Below are 15,631 nucleotides of genomic sequence, written 5' to 3' on the forward strand. Positions count from 1 at the left end.
TGTCCCCCCCCTTAATGACCAATGGCGATGTAGCGGGCAGAGGATGCTCCTTGCCCGTCTGTGCCGTTTGTTCTGACTGTCAGCGTTGTTTTGGATGTCATACCGGAAGCGGTTGCGTAGAGGGTTATGCCAGGCATTACGCCAGTCGTTTTATCCCCCATGCTTACGACGGCTTGAAAGACCCCGTTGGGGAACGCAATTGGATATGGCGCCGACTGATCTCCGATTGTGCCGTTGACAGTGCCCCACTGAATGATCACCCCCCCCAACCAACTCGGGAAAACGATATAGCCATTCGTGGCCTTTTGGATCTGAACCCCCCAGCGTAGCTTTTTCGGGGTCACGATCGTGGCGTCGTCAGTCCCTTCTACCATTTGAGTCTGGGTGGCAACCTTCGCCGTACCCTGATTGCTTTCCGATGCTTGCTGCGCTAGAACGGTCAGCGGTGCAATGTCGATGTTTCCCTGATTGACCGGGGCGTTCCAGGCTTTGATGCACCACATGACGGCGAGGTTGCGAGGCCGGGTTTCAGCGGAAGTGCGCGCTACCCTGGAAGCATCGAAGGTAACGGCGTGATAGGCCTCCTTCTGATTAAGCGGATACGGAGCGGTGTTCAGATTCGACTTTTCAAAAACACCACTGGCCGAAGTGATGTCCAGATAGCCGTCAAAGACGCCGGTAATGTTCTGCAAGCTGTCTAGCTGAGTGCTGCCGATTGCGCGTCCTGCATCCACACCCCGCCCATGATCCCAACCGCGTAAAAACTCCCCACGCGCCTCAGGCAATCGAAAATTCCCAACACCCTCATTACCCTTGTTGAACTTGCCGCCCAGATAAGCGCTCAAGTCCGGGTAGGTCGCACTGCTTCTGACGCTGTTATCCAGCTCAAGAAACCCCGGCGGTGCCGCATCAACCGGGAACGCAACAATCGAACCCACCGGCAATGCCGACGTCTTGGCAATCAGCGCTTCAACTTCAGCCTTGGTGTAAGAGTCCTTGATGCCAAACCCTGCCAACGTCTCAGGATTTGCCCCAGCAGTCGCCCGTCCATATTCATCAACGGTCAGACTCTTGTAAGTCCCGGCAGCAATCCCGGTGCGCCCTGCCAGCATCTTGAACGTCAGCGCAGTTGTACCGAGAGTAATCGGCGCATTGGTAGTCAGGTGCCACAGCGAATCACCATTGGCAGTACCCTCCTCCACCATGACCGTCAAGCCCGGCGTCACCTTGGCACTGGTGCTGGCATCGTTCGCTCGAACCCAGTCACCGTTGGCAACAATCCACAGGCCGTTGTCCTTGGCCAAAGCCTGGTTCGCCAGCAGCACTCGATCACCAGCAATTACCGCCACACCGTCAATCTGCTGCGGGCCTTTCATCACCACGTTGCCAGTTGCCGCAACGCGTACCGATTGCTTGCCATCCAGTTTGCCGAGTTCTTCGGCGAGGTAACTCATGACCCACGCACGCGTCGCTTTCACCACCGTGTCATCAATCAACAACGTCACCAGCGACGCGTTACTGGTCTCGAAAATCGAGCGGATGTAGAACTCTTTACCCGACCCCGAGTTGGCCAGAATCGGCTTGAACGACTCCGGGTACTTGACGATGGCGTAGAGAACACCGGTGTCAGTCCACAACCCCGCTTCGCGCACATACCAACCGCCAACATCCGGCGGGATGGTTACTTCAGCGAGCAGCCAACTCGGATTTTTCTCGTCCTGGAACAGCGCATTGAGCGGCCCGCGCCAGACTTCGCGTTTGAGCGCGGTGGCGGTCGCGGCCGGGTTGTAGACCCCGCCCTCGCCGCCGTCACCGACGGAAATCTGCGTCAACTTGATCGGCGTGCCCGCGGCCTTGCACGCCGTTTCGTAGGCAATCCCTGCGTTGGTGAGCAGGGTGTAATAGTCAGCCATTCAGGCCCCCTGAGGATAAATAGTGGATGTTTCGACGGAGTACATACCGGCAGCCATGAATGCCTCTCCCGAGGTTTCAAGCCCTTCGATGAACACCGGATAAACCGTGGTCAGTTCGCCGCAGAAGGTCGCGGCGCCGATGTAATGGCTGCCGAATGCGCTCAGCCCGACCGACACCGACAGAATGTCCCGTTCGCTCTTGGCATCCGCCAGACGGCGGTCGAGACGAGCATCGATTGCTGCGCTGTAGGGTTGGTCGCTGAAGGCGCGCACGGAAAAACTGTACGGCGCGCCAGGCGGTGTCTGTTCGTACCAGGCGCGGATTTCCGGGCGCAGTTGCAAACCCTTGGCGGCGTTCTCCAGCGCTTTGCGAGTGCCGGCCTGGCGCGCGGTGGGCCAGGCGAGTTCGACGGTCAGGCGCTTTTCCGCTTCCGGTGCAGTCGTGCTCCATTCGGCGACGCCGCGATCCGCCGCCAGATACGGCAGGAACGCGACCGGCGTTTCGCTCGGATTCATCAGTTCGGGAAACGGCGGCGCGATGCGATCAAGCAGTGCGCCGAAGCCCAGATCCAGCCCTCGTTCCAGTGCCGAACTGTTCGCCGGCAGCAACGTCGGGCGCTGAGTTTGATCGCTCATATTGTCAGCACCTCGACTTCGACCGCCGTGCAGTACGGTGCTTGAAACGCGCTGGAGATGATCGAATCCACCGGCTCAAGAATTTGCAGTTGCACGGCGCCGGCGCTGTGCAGCGTGTAGTCGATCCAGCTCGGATCGACCCGCCCTTCAAGGCGATGACAACTGTCGGCGTAGGCCTGCAATTGTTGTTGCGCAGCGACTTTGGTCAGACCCGAATCGGGGCCAGAGTTGATCTTGGCGACGACACGGATTTTGTAGCGCTGAATGTCGGCAGCCTTGACCGTGACCCGATCTGTTTCCGGGCGGACATCGGGCCGGGCAAAGTGTTGGCGAACGCCATTGAGCAATGCCTCGGAAGGCGTGCCGTCACCATCGCGGGAAAGCACAGTGACCTGCACTTCGCCGGGCGCTGTGCGGCGGCCGTTGCCATCCTTGACCTGCGCGGCGAGGCCGTCGGGGTTGAAGGTGTAAGTGACGTTCACCACGCCCGCATCGGCCGACTCTACTTTCACCGTCGGCCGCTCGCCGAGGGTGAACACTTCGCGGCGATACTGCATCCGCGAACCCGCCGCCGGGGCGTGGGGCGCGAGGTAATAACGCAGCCGCGCATCATCGTCGCTTTCATAAATTGCCGGCACTGGCGGGAAGGCTGCCGGATCGCCCGGATCGAGCAACTGCCGCTCCAGGCCCATGTCGGCCAGCCGTGCATCGAGGTTGCTGCCGGTCGCCCACCACGCCAGCATCTGCTTGATACGGGCGTTGTATTTGCGTTCGTGGGTTTGCAGCCGGACGCAAAACGCTTCAAGCGCAAGCGTCAGCAATTCGCTTTCGTTTTCCAGGCTGCTCTTGAGTTTCGCTGCGCTGTCCGGTGCTCGGGCGCCGACGTATTCGACGACGAAGGTCTTGAACTCGGCGAGCAAATCTTCGAAGGCTTCGACGGTAATCAGCGAAGGTTCGGCCAATTGGTTCTGGCCGGGGATCAACATGCTCATGTCACTACCTCGAAAGTCTGTTGACGGTTTTTCCAGGTGCCGGCGAAACGCAGCAACAAACCGGCGCCCTGACGGCTGGCGACAATCACTTGCGGCTGAAAATCATCGATGCCGTTTTGCTTGTTGTAGAACGCCTGCGCCGCGTGGCTCTGGGCCAGAAGCAGCACGTCGTCACCGAGGTTCTGCCCCAGCAGCGTGGGGATCAGCGAGCCATAGAGGGGCCTTTTTTGCCGGGTGCCCAGCGGCGTGGTCAGGGCTCGGGTCGCGCGCTGCACAAACTGCAGCCAGTCGTCGACCGTGGCCCCACTGTCTCTGTCGATTCCGATCATGGGAGGCTCTTGAATCAGGGGCTGATGACGCGACCCTGGTGATCCACCAATGGGCCGCTGAAGTGAACGCCCGAAGCGTCGATGGTCAGGCCGACGGCGCCCAGTTGCAGGTTGATCACCTGCGGGGTCAGCGTCAGTCGCGCCGGGCCGATGCTCAGTTCAAGCGATTCGCGAGACCCGTTGAAAGCCGCCGGGCCGTTAAGCCAATTCAGTGTGTGCGTGGCGTCGTCATAACCGCTTTCGCTGCCGTCCTGATGCACGCGGCGCGTCAGCGTCGGTACGGTCGAGGTGGGCGGAAAACGATCACTGTTCAAGCCGAACAACGCCACGCTCTGCGCGCCGCTTTCACCGCTGCCGTAATTGAACAGCAGGCACTGCTCACCCACCGTCGGTATCCGCGATTCGCTTTGAGCGCCAGCGCTGGGGTTGAAGAACTTGATCGATGGCGTCAGCAATCCACCGTGGCTGACCTTGCAGGTGTTGCTCGCCGCGTCGGCTTCCTGACAGACGCCGATGCGGCAGAAACTTTCGGCGCGTCGGTGCAGGTCTTCGATCTCCGCTTCCATCTCGGCCAGCCGTTCAATGATCGGGCCCAGCTGCATGCGCAGTAATGCGTCAAACATCGGTCAGGCCTCCAGCGTGGTGTATTGGTCGGGGTCGTCGATGTTGCTGACCTCCCAGGTGCGGGCGAATTTCGGGATGCCGAGCGGGTCGTCGAGCAAGGTCGGACCGAGGTAAAGAGTCTGGTTGAATGACAACGTCCAGGCTTTGTATGGTTGCTCTGTGCGGATGAGCAATGACGGCAAGCCATCGATGTTCATCGGCAGATCGCATTGATCGCCGGGCAGGTTCCAGCGGTTGTCGGTGATCAGGTTTTTCAACACGGCAATCAGATCGCAGGCTGCAAAAGCACTCGCGGAAAGCGCCGGGATGACTTGCAGTGACAACGTCAACACATGGGCAATACGCCCGTTGGCGGCGCGCTCTCCCGGTGCATTACGTTCGATGTCGATCAGTACCCAGGCTTGTTCGCCGGGTGCAGTGAAATCGTCGTGATTGCCGACATTGATATTGAGCGCGGCGGTGTTGCGCAGCGTCGTCGCGATGGCTGTAAACAGTTGCGACGGCTGCTGGATCGGTGTGGGCATGCATGACCTCCTTTTCAATCGTCCACGCGCAGCCCTGCCGCCAAAATGGCGGCACGGAGAAACAGTCGGGGTTAAGGCTGGTCGCGCGGTGGAACTTCGCAGACGCCGATGCGCTTGGCGGCCCAGCGTTCGTATAGACCGATGGCCACGTCGGCGCCGGCCATTGCCGTCAGGCAACCGAACGCGCCGGCGGCCCAGATCGACAGCCCTGCGGCATACAGCAGCATGATCGCCGACACGCCGCAGATCATGCAGGCGCCGGAGCGCAGGGCCAGGCGCCGCAGCAGTGACCAGCCACGGGCGCCCTCTTTATCGGCACGCCACATTTCGCCGGACACCCCGCCCACTACGGCAAGGAGGATGACCAGCCAGATCGGCATTTCTGCCAGCGCTTGTTGCTCGCTTGTCATGTCACGCCTCCTGGTGTGATGGATGAGTGGTATGTGTTGGGTTCAATCGTTTTCTCTTGAGGTAGGCATTCCAAAAAGCCCGGCCATTCGCCGGGCTTTTCAGTAATGCGCTCCTTCGCCTTCCTTTAAATCCTGTGTTCAAAAAAGGAAGCTGACTTTTCGGCGCTACTGGCGCGGTACGAGTCCATTCAAATTGTTTTTCCGACCGCGGTCCCTGCCCGCCGGATAACTGCTTGTGGTGCTTTACGCTGCACACCCGGGTCAGTTGCCAACCCTCTGAACCGTTGAGGCCGGTTCATCGCTGCCTGTTCTTGTGGAACTAAAGAGCTTTCGTTTCCAGCCGCTTTGTCGAGCGGCTTGGTGGCAATAATATGCATGGATGCATATACAGTCAATGCGTAAATGCATTTATTTATGCGCGATAAATGCATAGACGCATGGAAGCCGCATGGATCAAGGTTCCAAGGGTTTTTGACGGGCGAAAAAAAACCCGCCGATGGCGGGTTTTATCTGAAAGCGTTGTGATTACCGGGCGTACATGCCCCACCAGAAGACGTGACCGAGGATGACGATTTGCTCCTCCTGGATTTCCTGGAAGCTGTAGTCCTCGTCAGGGTGCTCGTCACGATTGAAGCTGCGCAGTCGAATCCCGGTAGGCAAGCGATAGAGCTGCTTCACCCGCAACTGGCCGTTGTGGTTGATCGCGTACAGATCACCATCAATGATGTCGCCGATGCCGCACTTGCCCGCGTTCACACCCACGGTTGCGCCGTCACGCAGTACCGGCAACATGCTGTTGCCGCGCACGGTCACGCATTTGGCCTGGTCGAACTGCACGCCGTTATGGCGCAGGCTGCGCTTGCCGAAGCGCAGGCTAGAGCGCTCGCTCTCTTCGATGACGAATCTTCCTGATCCTGCTGCCAATTCAACCTCGCGAAGAAACGGCACCGACACCTCGTCGTCATCGACAGGTGTGTCGTCGTCCCACAGCATTATGTCCTTGAGTTCTGCGTGTACGTCACCGCGCCCGGCACCCGCCGACGGCGCGACATCCGCGCGCCCGCGCAACTGATCGGTGCTCACGGCGAAGTACTCGGCGATCTTCGAAATATGTTTATCCGAAGGATCGACGATCTTCCCGCTGAGAATCCGCGAGAGAGTGGATTGAGGCACGCCGGTGCGACGGTGGAGCTCCGTGGGGGAGATCCCGTGCTGATCGAGCAGTGCTCTTAAGACGGAGGATACGTTGCGTTTTTGCATAACGCGCATAATGCTTGAAGTTATTCGCCAAGACAAATGCTGATTTGCATAATCAATGCATATAGCGTCTTTTCGACGAAGGAAATACACAGCGACCTGCGACGCCTGCGTCGAGCAGACTCCCCATGGTAACCTTGCGCCCATCGCGGAAAAGCCCGGCCGTTGTCCCCGCTTTTGCCCTACATCTTTTAACGAGTTGCCTGACAATCCGATGAATAAAGCCGTCTCCGATCTGTCCTCCCACACCCCGATGATGCAGCAGTACTGGCGCCTGAAGAATCAGCACCCGGATCAGCTGATGTTCTACCGCATGGGTGACTTCTACGAGATCTTCTATGAAGACGCGAAGAAGGCCGCCAAGCTGCTCGACATCACGCTGACTGCGCGCGGGCAATCGGCGGGACAGGCGATTCCTATGTGCGGGATTCCTTACCACGCCGCAGAAGGTTACCTGGCGAAACTGGTCAAGCTTGGCGAGTCCGTGGTGATCTGCGAGCAGGTTGGCGATCCGGCCACCAGTAAAGGGCCGGTTGATCGTCAGGTGGTGCGAATCATCACGCCGGGCACGGTCAGTGACGAGGCACTGCTCGATGAGCGCCGCGACAACCTGATCGCCGCTGTACTGGGTGACGAGCGCCTGTTTGGTCTGGCGGTGCTGGACATCACCAGCGGCAACTTCACCGTGCTGGAAATCAAGGGCTGGGAAAATCTGCTGGCCGAGCTGGAGCGGGTCAACCCGGTGGAACTGATGATCCCGGATGACTGGCCGAGGGATCTGCCGGCGGAAAAACGCCGTGGCGTGCGGCGTCGTGCGCCGTGGGATTTTGAGCGTGATTCGGCGCTGAAAAGTCTCTGTCAGCAATTTTCCACCCAGGATCTGAAAGGCTTCGGTTGCGAAAACCTGACACTGGCCATCGGCGCTGCCGGTTGCCTGCTGGCCTATGCCAAGGAAACCCAGCGCACCGCCCTGCCCCATCTGCGCAGCCTGCGCCACGAACGTCTCGATGACACCGTTGTGCTCGACGGCGCGAGCCGGCGCAATCTGGAGCTCGACACCAACCTGGCCGGGGGCCGCGACAACACCCTGCAATCGGTGGTCGATCGCTGCCAGACCGCCATGGGCAGCCGTTTGCTGACCCGTTGGCTGAACCGTCCGCTGCGTGATCTGACCGTACTGCTGGCGCGTCAGACATCGATCACTTGCCTGCTCGACCGCTATCGTTTCGAAAAACTGCAGCCGCAGCTCAAGGAAATCGGCGACATCGAGCGGATTCTCGCGCGAATCGGCCTGCGCAATGCGCGTCCGCGTGACCTTGCGCGCCTGCGCGATGCCCTTGGTGCGCTGCCTGAACTGCAAGTAGCGATGACCGATCTGGAAGCGCCGCACCTGCAAAGTCTGGCGACGACCACCAGCACTTACCCGGAACTGGCGGCACTGCTGGAAAAAGCCATTATCGACAACCCGCCTGCGGTGATCCGTGACGGCGGCGTGTTGAAGACCGGTTACGATAGCGAACTCGACGAGTTGCAATCGCTAAGCGAAAACGCCGGCCAGTTCCTGATCGATCTGGAAGCCCGGGAAAAGGCTCGCACCGGGCTGTCCCACCTGAAAGTCGGCTACAACCGTATTCACGGCTACTTCATCGAATTGCCGAGCAAGCAAGCCGAATCGGCACCGGCGGATTACATCCGTCGCCAGACCTTGAAAGGTGCCGAGCGTTTCATTACGCCAGAGCTGAAAGAGTTCGAAGACAAGGCGCTGTCGGCCAAGAGCCGCGCCCTCGCTCGCGAAAAGATGCTTTATGAGGCGCTGCTGGAAGATCTGATCAGCCAGTTGCCACCGCTGCAGGACACTGCCAGCGCGCTGGCCGAGCTGGACGTGCTGAGCAACCTCGCCGAACGCGCACTGAATCTGGATCTGAACTGCCCGCGCTTCGTCAGCGAGCCGTGCATGCGCATCACTCAGGGTCGTCACCCGGTGGTCGAGCAAGTCCTGACCACGCCGTTCGTGGCCAATGACCTGAGTCTGGATGACAACACGCGGATGCTGGTGATCACCGGCCCGAACATGGGCGGTAAATCCACCTACATGCGTCAAACTGCTTTGATCGTGCTGCTGGCACACATCGGCAGCTTCGTGCCGGCGGCCAGTTGCGAACTGTCGTTGGTTGACCGGATCTTCACCCGGATCGGTTCCAGTGATGACCTGGCCGGTGGCCGCTCGACCTTCATGGTGGAAATGAGCGAAACCGCCAACATCCTGCACAACGCCACCGAACGCAGTCTGGTGCTGATGGACGAAGTCGGACGCGGTACGAGCACCTTCGACGGCCTGTCGCTGGCCTGGGCTGCTGCCGAGCGCTTGGCGCATCTGCGCGCCTACACGCTGTTCGCCACGCACTATTTCGAACTGACCGTGTTGCCGGAAGCCGAGCCGTTGGTGGCCAACGTCCACCTCAACGCGACCGAACATAACGAGCGCATCGTGTTCCTGCACCATGTGCTGCCAGGGCCTGCAAGTCAGAGCTACGGCCTGGCGGTCGCGCAACTGGCGGGCGTACCGAGCGAAGTCATCGTACGGGCGCGGGAACATCTGAGTCGACTGGAAGAGACCGCGCTGCCCCATGAAGCGCCGAAACCGGTCAAGGGAAAACCCGCAGCGCCGCAACAAAGCGATATGTTCGCCAGTTTGCCGCACCCGGTGTTGGATGAGCTGGCTAAACTGGACATTGACGACATGACGCCGCGTCGTGCTCTGGAAATGCTCTATGCGCTGAAGAACCGGATATAAGCACTGAAGAAGCGGATATAACGCAAACGGCTTCAAGCTGTTAGAATCTCGCGCGGTTTGGGATGCTGCTGGCTAATAGCCTGGCCAGCAGACATCGCTCCCGAACCTGGCGACCCCAACCGTGAAGGGGCAACGCTGCCGCCGCCTGAGGAGAGAACTAGAAATGACCTTCGTCGTCACCGACAACTGCATCAAGTGCAAGTACACCGACTGCGTAGAAGTCTGTCCGGTGGACTGCTTTTACGAAGGCCCGAACTTCCTGGTGATTCACCCGGATGAGTGCATCGACTGCGCCCTGTGCGAACCAGAATGCCCGGCCGTAGCCATTTTCTCCGAGGATGAAGTTCCGGAAGAGATGCAGGAATTCATCCAGCTGAACGTTGAGTTGGCGGAAATCTGGCCGAACATCACCGAGAAGAAAGAATCGCTGCCGGATGCCGAAGAGTGGGATGGCGTCAAAGGCAAGATCAAAGATCTCGAACGCTGATCTGTAACGCGCTCGAAAAAAGGCCCCTTGCGGGCCTTTTTGCTTTTGCGGTTTTTACTTTTTTGCAGACAAAAAAAGGGGCGGTTTGACCCGCCCACATTTTTCCCTATTCCCTGTGTTCCCTTTCATCGTCCTGATGAATCGCATCCTGCGATGTCCATTCCCCTCTTCCTTGAAGGGCGTGTCTGTCCGTCGACACAACCCCGATACTAGAGAATTTCCCGGCAAGAGCAATGCGTCCTGAGCGCTCAAACGGTCCGTCACAAACGCTTCATATTAAAAAATAATCATATTAATCAATAGGTTAAAAACAGCCCATTAAAAAACAGACGCCTTCGACCGTGTAAAAATAACGAACACTTACGAAACAGTAAGAAAAGGCTTACAGAGCGAGACTACAAATCTCGACCGATAGCTTTTGTAGGAGCTGCCGAAGGCTCGGGCCGAGATTCGACGCGAACTCCAGGCAACAAAAAACCCCGAACCAGTCGGGGCTTTTTGCGGGTGGTCGTTTGAAGCGCTTACTGAAACAGCGACTCGCTCGACAGGCCATTCTTTTCAAGGATTTCGCGAAGGCGCTTGAGGCCTTCTACCTGGATCTGTCTTACCCGTTCCCGGGTCAGGCCGATCTCCAGGCCTACATCTTCCAGCGTGCTGCTCTCGTGGCCGCGCAGGCCGAAGCGGCGAATGACCACCTCGCGCTGCTTGTCGGTCAGTTCCGACAGCCATTGATCGATGCTCTGCGACAGGTCATCGTCCTGCAGCAGTTCGCATGGATCGGTCGGACGATCATCGGTAAGTGTGTCCAGCAGGGTTTTATCCGAATCCGGACCCAGCGAGACGTCGACCGAAGAAACGCGCTCGTTCAGGCCCAGCATGCGCTTGACCTCACCTACCGGTTTTTCCAGCAGGTTGGCGATTTCTTCGGGTGAAGGTTCGTGGTCGAGTTTCTGCGTCAACTCCCGTGCAGCCCGCAGGTACACATTGAGCTCCTTGACCACATGGATCGGCAACCGGATGGTCCGGGTCTGATTCATGATCGCGCGCTCGATGGTCTGACGAATCCACCAGGTCGCGTAGGTCGAGAAGCGGAAGCCGCGCTCGGGGTCGAACTTTTCTACCGCGCGGATCAAGCCGAGGTTGCCCTCTTCAATCAGATCCAGCAACGACAGCCCCCGATTGACGTAACGCCGGGCGATTTTCACCACCAGCCGCAGGTTACTTTCAATCATGCGCTTGCGCCCGGCCGGATCGCCACTTTGCGACAAGCGCGCAAAATGAACTTCTTCCTCGGGGGAGAGCAATGGGGAAAAGCCGATTTCGTTGAGATACAACTGCGTGGCATCAAGTGCCCGAGTGTAATCGATGTATTTATGTTGTTTGAGTGAAGCAGATTGTTTGGATTTGGAACGAACGGAAGGTGGAGCAGCCCCTTCATCATTCGACATCGAAGATTCCGAATCGATGCCGGCCTCCATAAGGAGAACCTCATCGTCGATGTCAAACTCCGGCACTTCTTTACTGAGAGCCATTGTTATAGTCCTTTGGTGAGTTCGACCCCAAGCTCAAGCGACGCCTCTATCCTTGGCAACGCTGGAGCCTGTCCCCTCTACGCGACGGAACAGGCTGGATTGCAAATCAACGCCTTGGCAGGAACTGCAGCGGATCTACTGGTTTACCTTGTCGGCGAATCTCAAAATGCAGTTTCACCCGGTCTGTACCCGTTGACCCCATTTCGGCAATTGTCTGTCCGACTTTGACCTGCTGTCCCTCCCGAACCAACAGCCTGCGGTTATGTCCGTAAGCACTGACGTAGGTTTCGCTGTGTTTGATGATGACTAATTCGCCGTAGCCCCTTAAGCCACTCCCGGCGTAAACCACCGTCCCATCAGACGCAGCTAAAACAGGCTGTCCCAAATCTCCGGCGATATCAATTCCTTTATTCAAACTACCGTTTGAAGAGAATTTACCAATCAGAATGCCATTAGATGGCCATCCCCAGCCGTTCGGGGCTGGGCCGGCTGGAGGCATTGGAGCCGGGGTTTGCTTGTTGGCGACGGACGGTACAGCACCCGCAGAACCGCGGGTTGTGGTGGTCGTTGTGCCATTTGCCTGGCGCCGGATTACCGTGGTTTTGCTGGACGATGATGGCGAAGAACTGGCGCTGCTCACCACGGCAGTCGACGTTGAACCGGTACGCCCGTCGAAGCGAATTGTCTGACCCGGATGGATCGTATACGGCGTAGGAATATTGTTCCGCGCCGCGAGGGCTTTGTAGTCCCAGCCGTAGCGAAATGCGATGGAAAACATCGTATCGCCCGGACGGACTACATATTGACCGGTCGTCACGGTAGGACGCTGTGCGGCCGCGCCGTTGCGATCGACTACCCGGACACTGCTCGATTTGGTGCTGGAGCAACCCACCAGCAAGGTGCTCAAGACAAGGCCAGTCACCAGGCGCTGAAAGCTCGTGTTACCCATACGCTGCGCAATGACAGTGAGACTCACCCGCCGCTCCCTTTGTGGTGGCTGAAAAATTCGAATGCCGAACTCCGGCATGAGGTGTCGCAAGTATAACGGGCCGAATCGGCTTTACCTTTAATGAAGCGAATTCGCTTCACGCACACGTTTGCAAGCTGACAATCTGCTGCGTTTAAACGATCGCCGCCGGTGTAAGACCAAGGCCAGCGAAAGGAATTCAGCGCCGTTGAACAAATGCTCAGGCCAGTGGACCATTGAGCAATGGCACAAAACGCACGGCGCCTAAAACGCGTCGAGAAAAACCATTTTCTTCGCGCACGATCAGCATCAATTGCTGCACTTCTCCGGAACCGACCGGGATCACCAATCGCCCGCCCGGTGCCAGTTGATCAAGCAACGCTTGCGGCACATCGGTGGCCACGGCAGTCACAATAATGCCGTTGTACGGTGCCAGCGCCGGCCAGCCTTCCCAACCGTCCCCCCAACGAAACACCACGTTGCGCAGATTGAGTTCGACCAGACGCTCCTTGGCCCGATCCTGCAAGACCTTAATGCGCTCGACCGAGAACACCCGCTCAACCAGTTGCGACAACACGGCAGTCTGGTAACCGGAACCGGTGCCGATCTCCAGCACCTTGTCCAAGGGGCCCGCCTCCAACAGCAGCTCGCTCATGCGCGCCACCATATAAGGCTGGGAGATGGTCTGGTTATGGCCGATCGGCAGCGCAGTATCTTCATAAGCGCGGTGCGCCAACGCTTCGTCGACGAACAGGTGACGCGGCGTGCGCCGGATGACTTCCAGCACCTTGGCGTTGGACAGTCCTTCTTCATACAGACGCTGGATCAAACGCTCCCGCGTGCGCTGGGACGTCATGCCGATGCCGCTGCGCATTCTGTCTTCGTGTTCACGAGCCATCAGCGCAGTCCCTCCAGCCAGCCATCGAGACTTCTGAAGGCATCGTTGAAGGTGCGATCGAGCTGCAGTGGCGTGATGGAAACATAGCCCTGCATCACCGCATGAAAGTCAGTGCCCGGGCCGCCATCTTCGGCATCGCCGGCGGCAGCAATCCAGTAACCGGCCTTGCCACGCGGGTCGACCACTTTCATCGGCGCCGCCGCCCGGGCACGGTGCCCCAGTCGGGTCAGCTGGATGCCGCGAATGTGGTCGATCGGCAGATTGGGAATGTTCACGTTGAGCACCGTGCGCGGCGGCAAATCGAGCCCGGCGTGGGCTTCGACCAGTTTGCGCGCAAAGTAGGTCGCTGTAGGAAGATTATCGACCTGGCGTGAGACCAGCGAGAAGGCGAACGATGGGCGCTCGAGGAAACGTCCTTCAAGGGCCGCCGCCACCGTCCCGGAATACAACACGTCATCGCCAAGGTTGGCGCCGAGATTGATCCCGGAAACCACCATGTCCGGCTGGCGCTCCAGCAACCCGTTCAGGCCCAGATGTACGCAGTCGGTTGGCGTGCCGTTGAGGCTGATAAAGCCGTTGGCCAGGTATTGCGGGTGCAACGGACGGTCGAGCGTCAGCGAACTGCTGGCGCCGCTTTTGTCCTGCTCAGGGGCGATAACCACGCACTCGGTGTAATCCGCCAGCGCAGCATAAAGCGCGGCGAGACCGGGTGCGGTTACCCCATCATCGTTAGAAATCAGAATACGCATGGGCTGTCCGTCTGCCCCACCGGCACCAGATCAACGAGCTCGCGCACCAATACAGTGGCGAAGCATCCGGCCGGGAGGACGAATTCCAGTTGCAGAATGTCAGGCTGGGGATAATGCCACGTCAACCCGCCAATGGGCAGCCGCAGGATGCGACGTTCGTGACTCATGCCGGCGTTGATCAACCAATCGCGCAGATCCGCTTCACGCGCGGCAATCCCCTGCTCCAGATCATGGACAGCGCCAGCGGCCGGAGAGTCACCTTCACCCCACTGCGGGCCGGTCGGATGCAGATCGAGAATCGCCAGACGCGGGTCGCTCAATTCAGCTTCACCGGCCGGGAAGAAACTACGGCTATCGGTGAAAGCCAGCAGATCGCCAACCAGCGCGCGCTGCCAGGTGCCATCCGCCACACGTGCAGCCAACACCTGGTTAAACAGAAAACTGCGCGCCGTCGACAGCAGTCGCGAGCGTACATTGCGCTGCTCCGGCAAGGCCTTGCGCGCCGCCCACGATCGGGCATCGACGACGTTGCCGCCGTCATGGCCGAAACGCTGGGCGCCGAAATAATTGGGAATACCTTGTTTGACGATCAGTTGCAGGCGCTCTTCAATCGCGGCTTTGTCGCCGGCGAACTGCGTCAGGCGCAACGTGAAACCATTCGCCGAATGCGCGCCGCGTTGCAGCTTGCGCTTGTGGCGAGTGGTCTTGAGGATTTTCAACGTGTCGTTTTCCGCCGCCGACAGATCAGGATCTGCCTTGCCCGGCAGTTGCACACTGAACCACTGACGGGTCAGCGCCTGACGATCCTTGAGACCGGCGTAGCTGACAGTGCGCAGCGGCACACCGGCAGCCTTGGCGATACGCCGTGCGGCTTCCTCGGTGTTCAGGCCACGTTTTTCCACCCAGATCCACAGGTGTTCGCCGTCGCCACTGAACGGGATATCCAGCACTTCATCCACCTGAAAATCTTCAGCGATGGCTTTCAGTACCGCAGTGCCGAGGGGTTCGCCATAGGCGCGCGGGCCGAGCAATTGCAGTTCATTCATGCGCGCAGCAACAAGGCAACGGAGTGCACGGCGATGCCTTCTTCGCGACCGACAAAGCCAAGCTTTTCGGTGGTGGTAGCTTTCACGTTCACTTGATCCAACTCAACTTGAAGATCCGCGGCGATCAGTGCGCGCATCGATTCGATATGCGGGGCCATTTTCGGCGCCTGGGCAACGATGGTGTTATCGACGTTACCGACTTTCCAGCCCTTGGCGTGGATCAGACCGACCACATGACGCAACAACGCACGGCTGTCGGCGCCCTTGAATTGTGGGTCGGTATCCGGGAAATGTTTGCCGATATCGCCCAGCGCAGCCGCGCCGAGCAAGGCATCGCTCAAGGCGTGCAGCAGGACGTCACCGTCGGAATGAGCGAGCAGCCCGAAGCTGTGTGCAATGCGCACGCCGCCCAGAGTAATGAAATCGCCTTCAGCGAAACGGTGCACATCATAGCCGTGGCCAATACGCATAAA

General features: G+C 58.9%; 16 protein-coding genes. 2 read left to right on the top strand and 14 right to left on the bottom strand.

From position 1 onward, the window contains the following. Window positions 1-11 precede the first annotated feature (11 nt). The 8 genes from JJD74_RS10850 to JJD74_RS10885 form a co-directional block, all read right to left on the bottom strand. On the bottom strand, window positions 12-1,913 hold the full coding sequence (locus tag JJD74_RS10850; RefSeq protein ID WP_200613660.1) for a phage tail-collar fiber domain-containing protein: 1,902 nt from the start codon (window positions 1,911-1,913) through the stop codon (window positions 12-14). Beyond that, window positions 1,914-2,549 (bottom strand): phage tail protein I, encoded by a 636-nt coding sequence (locus tag JJD74_RS10855; RefSeq protein WP_200613664.1) that lies wholly within the window; start codon window positions 2,547-2,549, stop codon window positions 1,914-1,916. Beyond that, window positions 2,546-3,541, bottom strand: coding sequence for a baseplate J/gp47 family protein (locus tag JJD74_RS10860; protein ID WP_200613667.1), 996 nt, complete (start codon window positions 3,539-3,541; stop codon window positions 2,546-2,548). The genes JJD74_RS10855 and JJD74_RS10860 overlap by 4 nt, the downstream gene beginning before the upstream one ends. Then, window positions 3,538-3,870, bottom strand: coding sequence for a phage baseplate protein (locus JJD74_RS10865; protein WP_016985063.1), 333 nt, complete (start codon window positions 3,868-3,870; stop codon window positions 3,538-3,540). The genes JJD74_RS10860 and JJD74_RS10865 overlap by 4 nt, the downstream gene beginning before the upstream one ends. 14 nt (window positions 3,871-3,884) lie before the next feature. Then, window positions 3,885-4,493: a phage baseplate assembly protein V gene (locus JJD74_RS10870; RefSeq protein WP_200613671.1), complete on the bottom strand. Its 609-nt coding sequence runs from the start codon at window positions 4,491-4,493 to the stop codon at window positions 3,885-3,887. A 3-nt stretch (window positions 4,494-4,496) separates the two neighbouring features. Next, window positions 4,497-5,018 carry a hypothetical protein gene (locus JJD74_RS10875; protein WP_047299924.1) on the bottom strand — a complete coding sequence of 174 codons (522 nt, stop codon included), beginning with the start codon at window positions 5,016-5,018 and terminating at the stop codon, window positions 4,497-4,499. A 71-nt stretch (window positions 5,019-5,089) separates the two neighbouring features. After that, a complete protein-coding gene (locus JJD74_RS10880) occupies window positions 5,090-5,428 on the bottom strand; it encodes a phage holin family protein (RefSeq protein WP_047299923.1) in 339 nt (112 codons plus the stop codon). Window positions 5,429-5,953: 525 nt separating this feature from the next. Then, window positions 5,954-6,697, bottom strand: a complete 744-nt coding sequence (locus tag JJD74_RS10885) for a LexA family transcriptional regulator (RefSeq protein WP_080895993.1) — start codon at window positions 6,695-6,697, stop codon at window positions 5,954-5,956. Window positions 6,698-6,899: 202 nt separating this feature from the next. On the opposite strand from JJD74_RS10885, the gene mutS reads away from it, so the two are divergent. Continuing rightward, window positions 6,900-9,479, top strand: coding sequence for a DNA mismatch repair protein MutS (gene mutS, locus JJD74_RS10890; protein ID WP_115146394.1), 2,580 nt, complete (start codon window positions 6,900-6,902; stop codon window positions 9,477-9,479). 163 nt (window positions 9,480-9,642) lie between these two features. Beyond that, window positions 9,643-9,966 (top strand): ferredoxin FdxA, encoded by a 324-nt coding sequence (gene fdxA, locus JJD74_RS10895; protein WP_007908827.1) that lies wholly within the window; start codon window positions 9,643-9,645, stop codon window positions 9,964-9,966. 521 nt (window positions 9,967-10,487) lie between these two features. Here the strand turns inward: fdxA and rpoS are convergent. From rpoS to ispF, 6 genes are all read right to left on the bottom strand, one after another. Beyond that, on the bottom strand, window positions 10,488-11,498 hold the full coding sequence (gene rpoS / locus JJD74_RS10900) for an RNA polymerase sigma factor RpoS (protein ID WP_047299921.1): 1,011 nt from the start codon (window positions 11,496-11,498) through the stop codon (window positions 10,488-10,490). 106 nt (window positions 11,499-11,604) lie between these two features. Beyond that, window positions 11,605-12,474, bottom strand: coding sequence for a peptidoglycan DD-metalloendopeptidase family protein (locus JJD74_RS10905; RefSeq protein ID WP_200613676.1), 870 nt, complete (start codon window positions 12,472-12,474; stop codon window positions 11,605-11,607). Between the two features lie 211 nt (window positions 12,475-12,685). Continuing rightward, complete coding sequence (locus JJD74_RS10910; protein WP_200613814.1) at window positions 12,686-13,321, bottom strand: protein-L-isoaspartate(D-aspartate) O-methyltransferase; 636 nt, start codon at window positions 13,319-13,321, stop codon at window positions 12,686-12,688. 41 nt (window positions 13,322-13,362) lie between these two features. Next, window positions 13,363-14,112 (bottom strand): 5'/3'-nucleotidase SurE, encoded by a 750-nt coding sequence (gene surE / locus JJD74_RS10915; protein ID WP_042557899.1) that lies wholly within the window; start codon window positions 14,110-14,112, stop codon window positions 13,363-13,365. After that, window positions 14,100-15,158, bottom strand: a complete 1,059-nt coding sequence (gene truD, locus JJD74_RS10920) for a tRNA pseudouridine(13) synthase TruD (protein WP_200613680.1) — start codon at window positions 15,156-15,158, stop codon at window positions 14,100-14,102. The genes surE and truD overlap by 13 nt, the downstream gene beginning before the upstream one ends. Next, window positions 15,155-15,628 (bottom strand): 2-C-methyl-D-erythritol 2,4-cyclodiphosphate synthase, encoded by a 474-nt coding sequence (ispF, locus tag JJD74_RS10925; protein ID WP_042557897.1) that lies wholly within the window; start codon window positions 15,626-15,628, stop codon window positions 15,155-15,157. The genes truD and ispF overlap by 4 nt, the downstream gene beginning before the upstream one ends. Between the last annotated feature and the right edge of the window lie 3 nt (window positions 15,629-15,631).

This window comes from Pseudomonas sp. MF6776, assembly GCF_016613125.1.
Classification (GTDB): Bacteria; Pseudomonadota; Gammaproteobacteria; order Pseudomonadales; family Pseudomonadaceae; genus Aquipseudomonas; species Aquipseudomonas iridis.

Coding starts and splice junctions, on each gene's coding strand:
- JJD74_RS10870 (WP_200613671.1), bottom strand. CDS start 4,493: ATGTTTGACGCATTACTGCGCATGCAGCTGGGCCCGATCATTGAACGG.
- rpoS (WP_047299921.1), bottom strand. CDS start 11,498: ATGGCTCTCAGTAAAGAAGTGCCGGAGTTTGACATCGACGATGAGGTT.
- JJD74_RS10855 (WP_200613664.1), bottom strand. CDS start 2,549: ATGAGCGATCAAACTCAGCGCCCGACGTTGCTGCCGGCGAACAGTTCG.
- JJD74_RS10885 (WP_080895993.1), bottom strand. CDS start 6,697: ATGCGCGTTATGCAAAAACGCAACGTATCCTCCGTCTTAAGAGCACTG.
- JJD74_RS10850 (WP_200613660.1), bottom strand. CDS start 1,913: ATGGCTGACTATTACACCCTGCTCACCAACGCAGGGATTGCCTACGAA.
- truD (WP_200613680.1), bottom strand. CDS start 15,158: ATGAATGAACTGCAATTGCTCGGCCCGCGCGCCTATGGCGAACCCCTC.
- ispF (WP_042557897.1), bottom strand. CDS start 15,628: ATGCGTATTGGCCACGGCTATGATGTGCACCGTTTCGCTGAAGGCGAT.
- surE (WP_042557899.1), bottom strand. CDS start 14,112: ATGCGTATTCTGATTTCTAACGATGATGGGGTAACCGCACCCGGTCTC.
- mutS (WP_115146394.1), top strand. CDS start 6,900: ATGAATAAAGCCGTCTCCGATCTGTCCTCCCACACCCCGATGATGCAG.
- JJD74_RS10860 (WP_200613667.1), bottom strand. CDS start 3,541: ATGAGCATGTTGATCCCCGGCCAGAACCAATTGGCCGAACCTTCGCTG.
- JJD74_RS10880 (WP_047299923.1), bottom strand. CDS start 5,428: ATGACAAGCGAGCAACAAGCGCTGGCAGAAATGCCGATCTGGCTGGTC.
- JJD74_RS10875 (WP_047299924.1), bottom strand. CDS start 5,018: ATGCCCACACCGATCCAGCAGCCGTCGCAACTGTTTACAGCCATCGCG.
- JJD74_RS10865 (WP_016985063.1), bottom strand. CDS start 3,870: ATGATCGGAATCGACAGAGACAGTGGGGCCACGGTCGACGACTGGCTG.
- JJD74_RS10910 (WP_200613814.1), bottom strand. CDS start 13,321: ATGACGTCCCAGCGCACGCGGGAGCGTTTGATCCAGCGTCTGTATGAA.
- fdxA (WP_007908827.1), top strand. CDS start 9,643: ATGACCTTCGTCGTCACCGACAACTGCATCAAGTGCAAGTACACCGAC.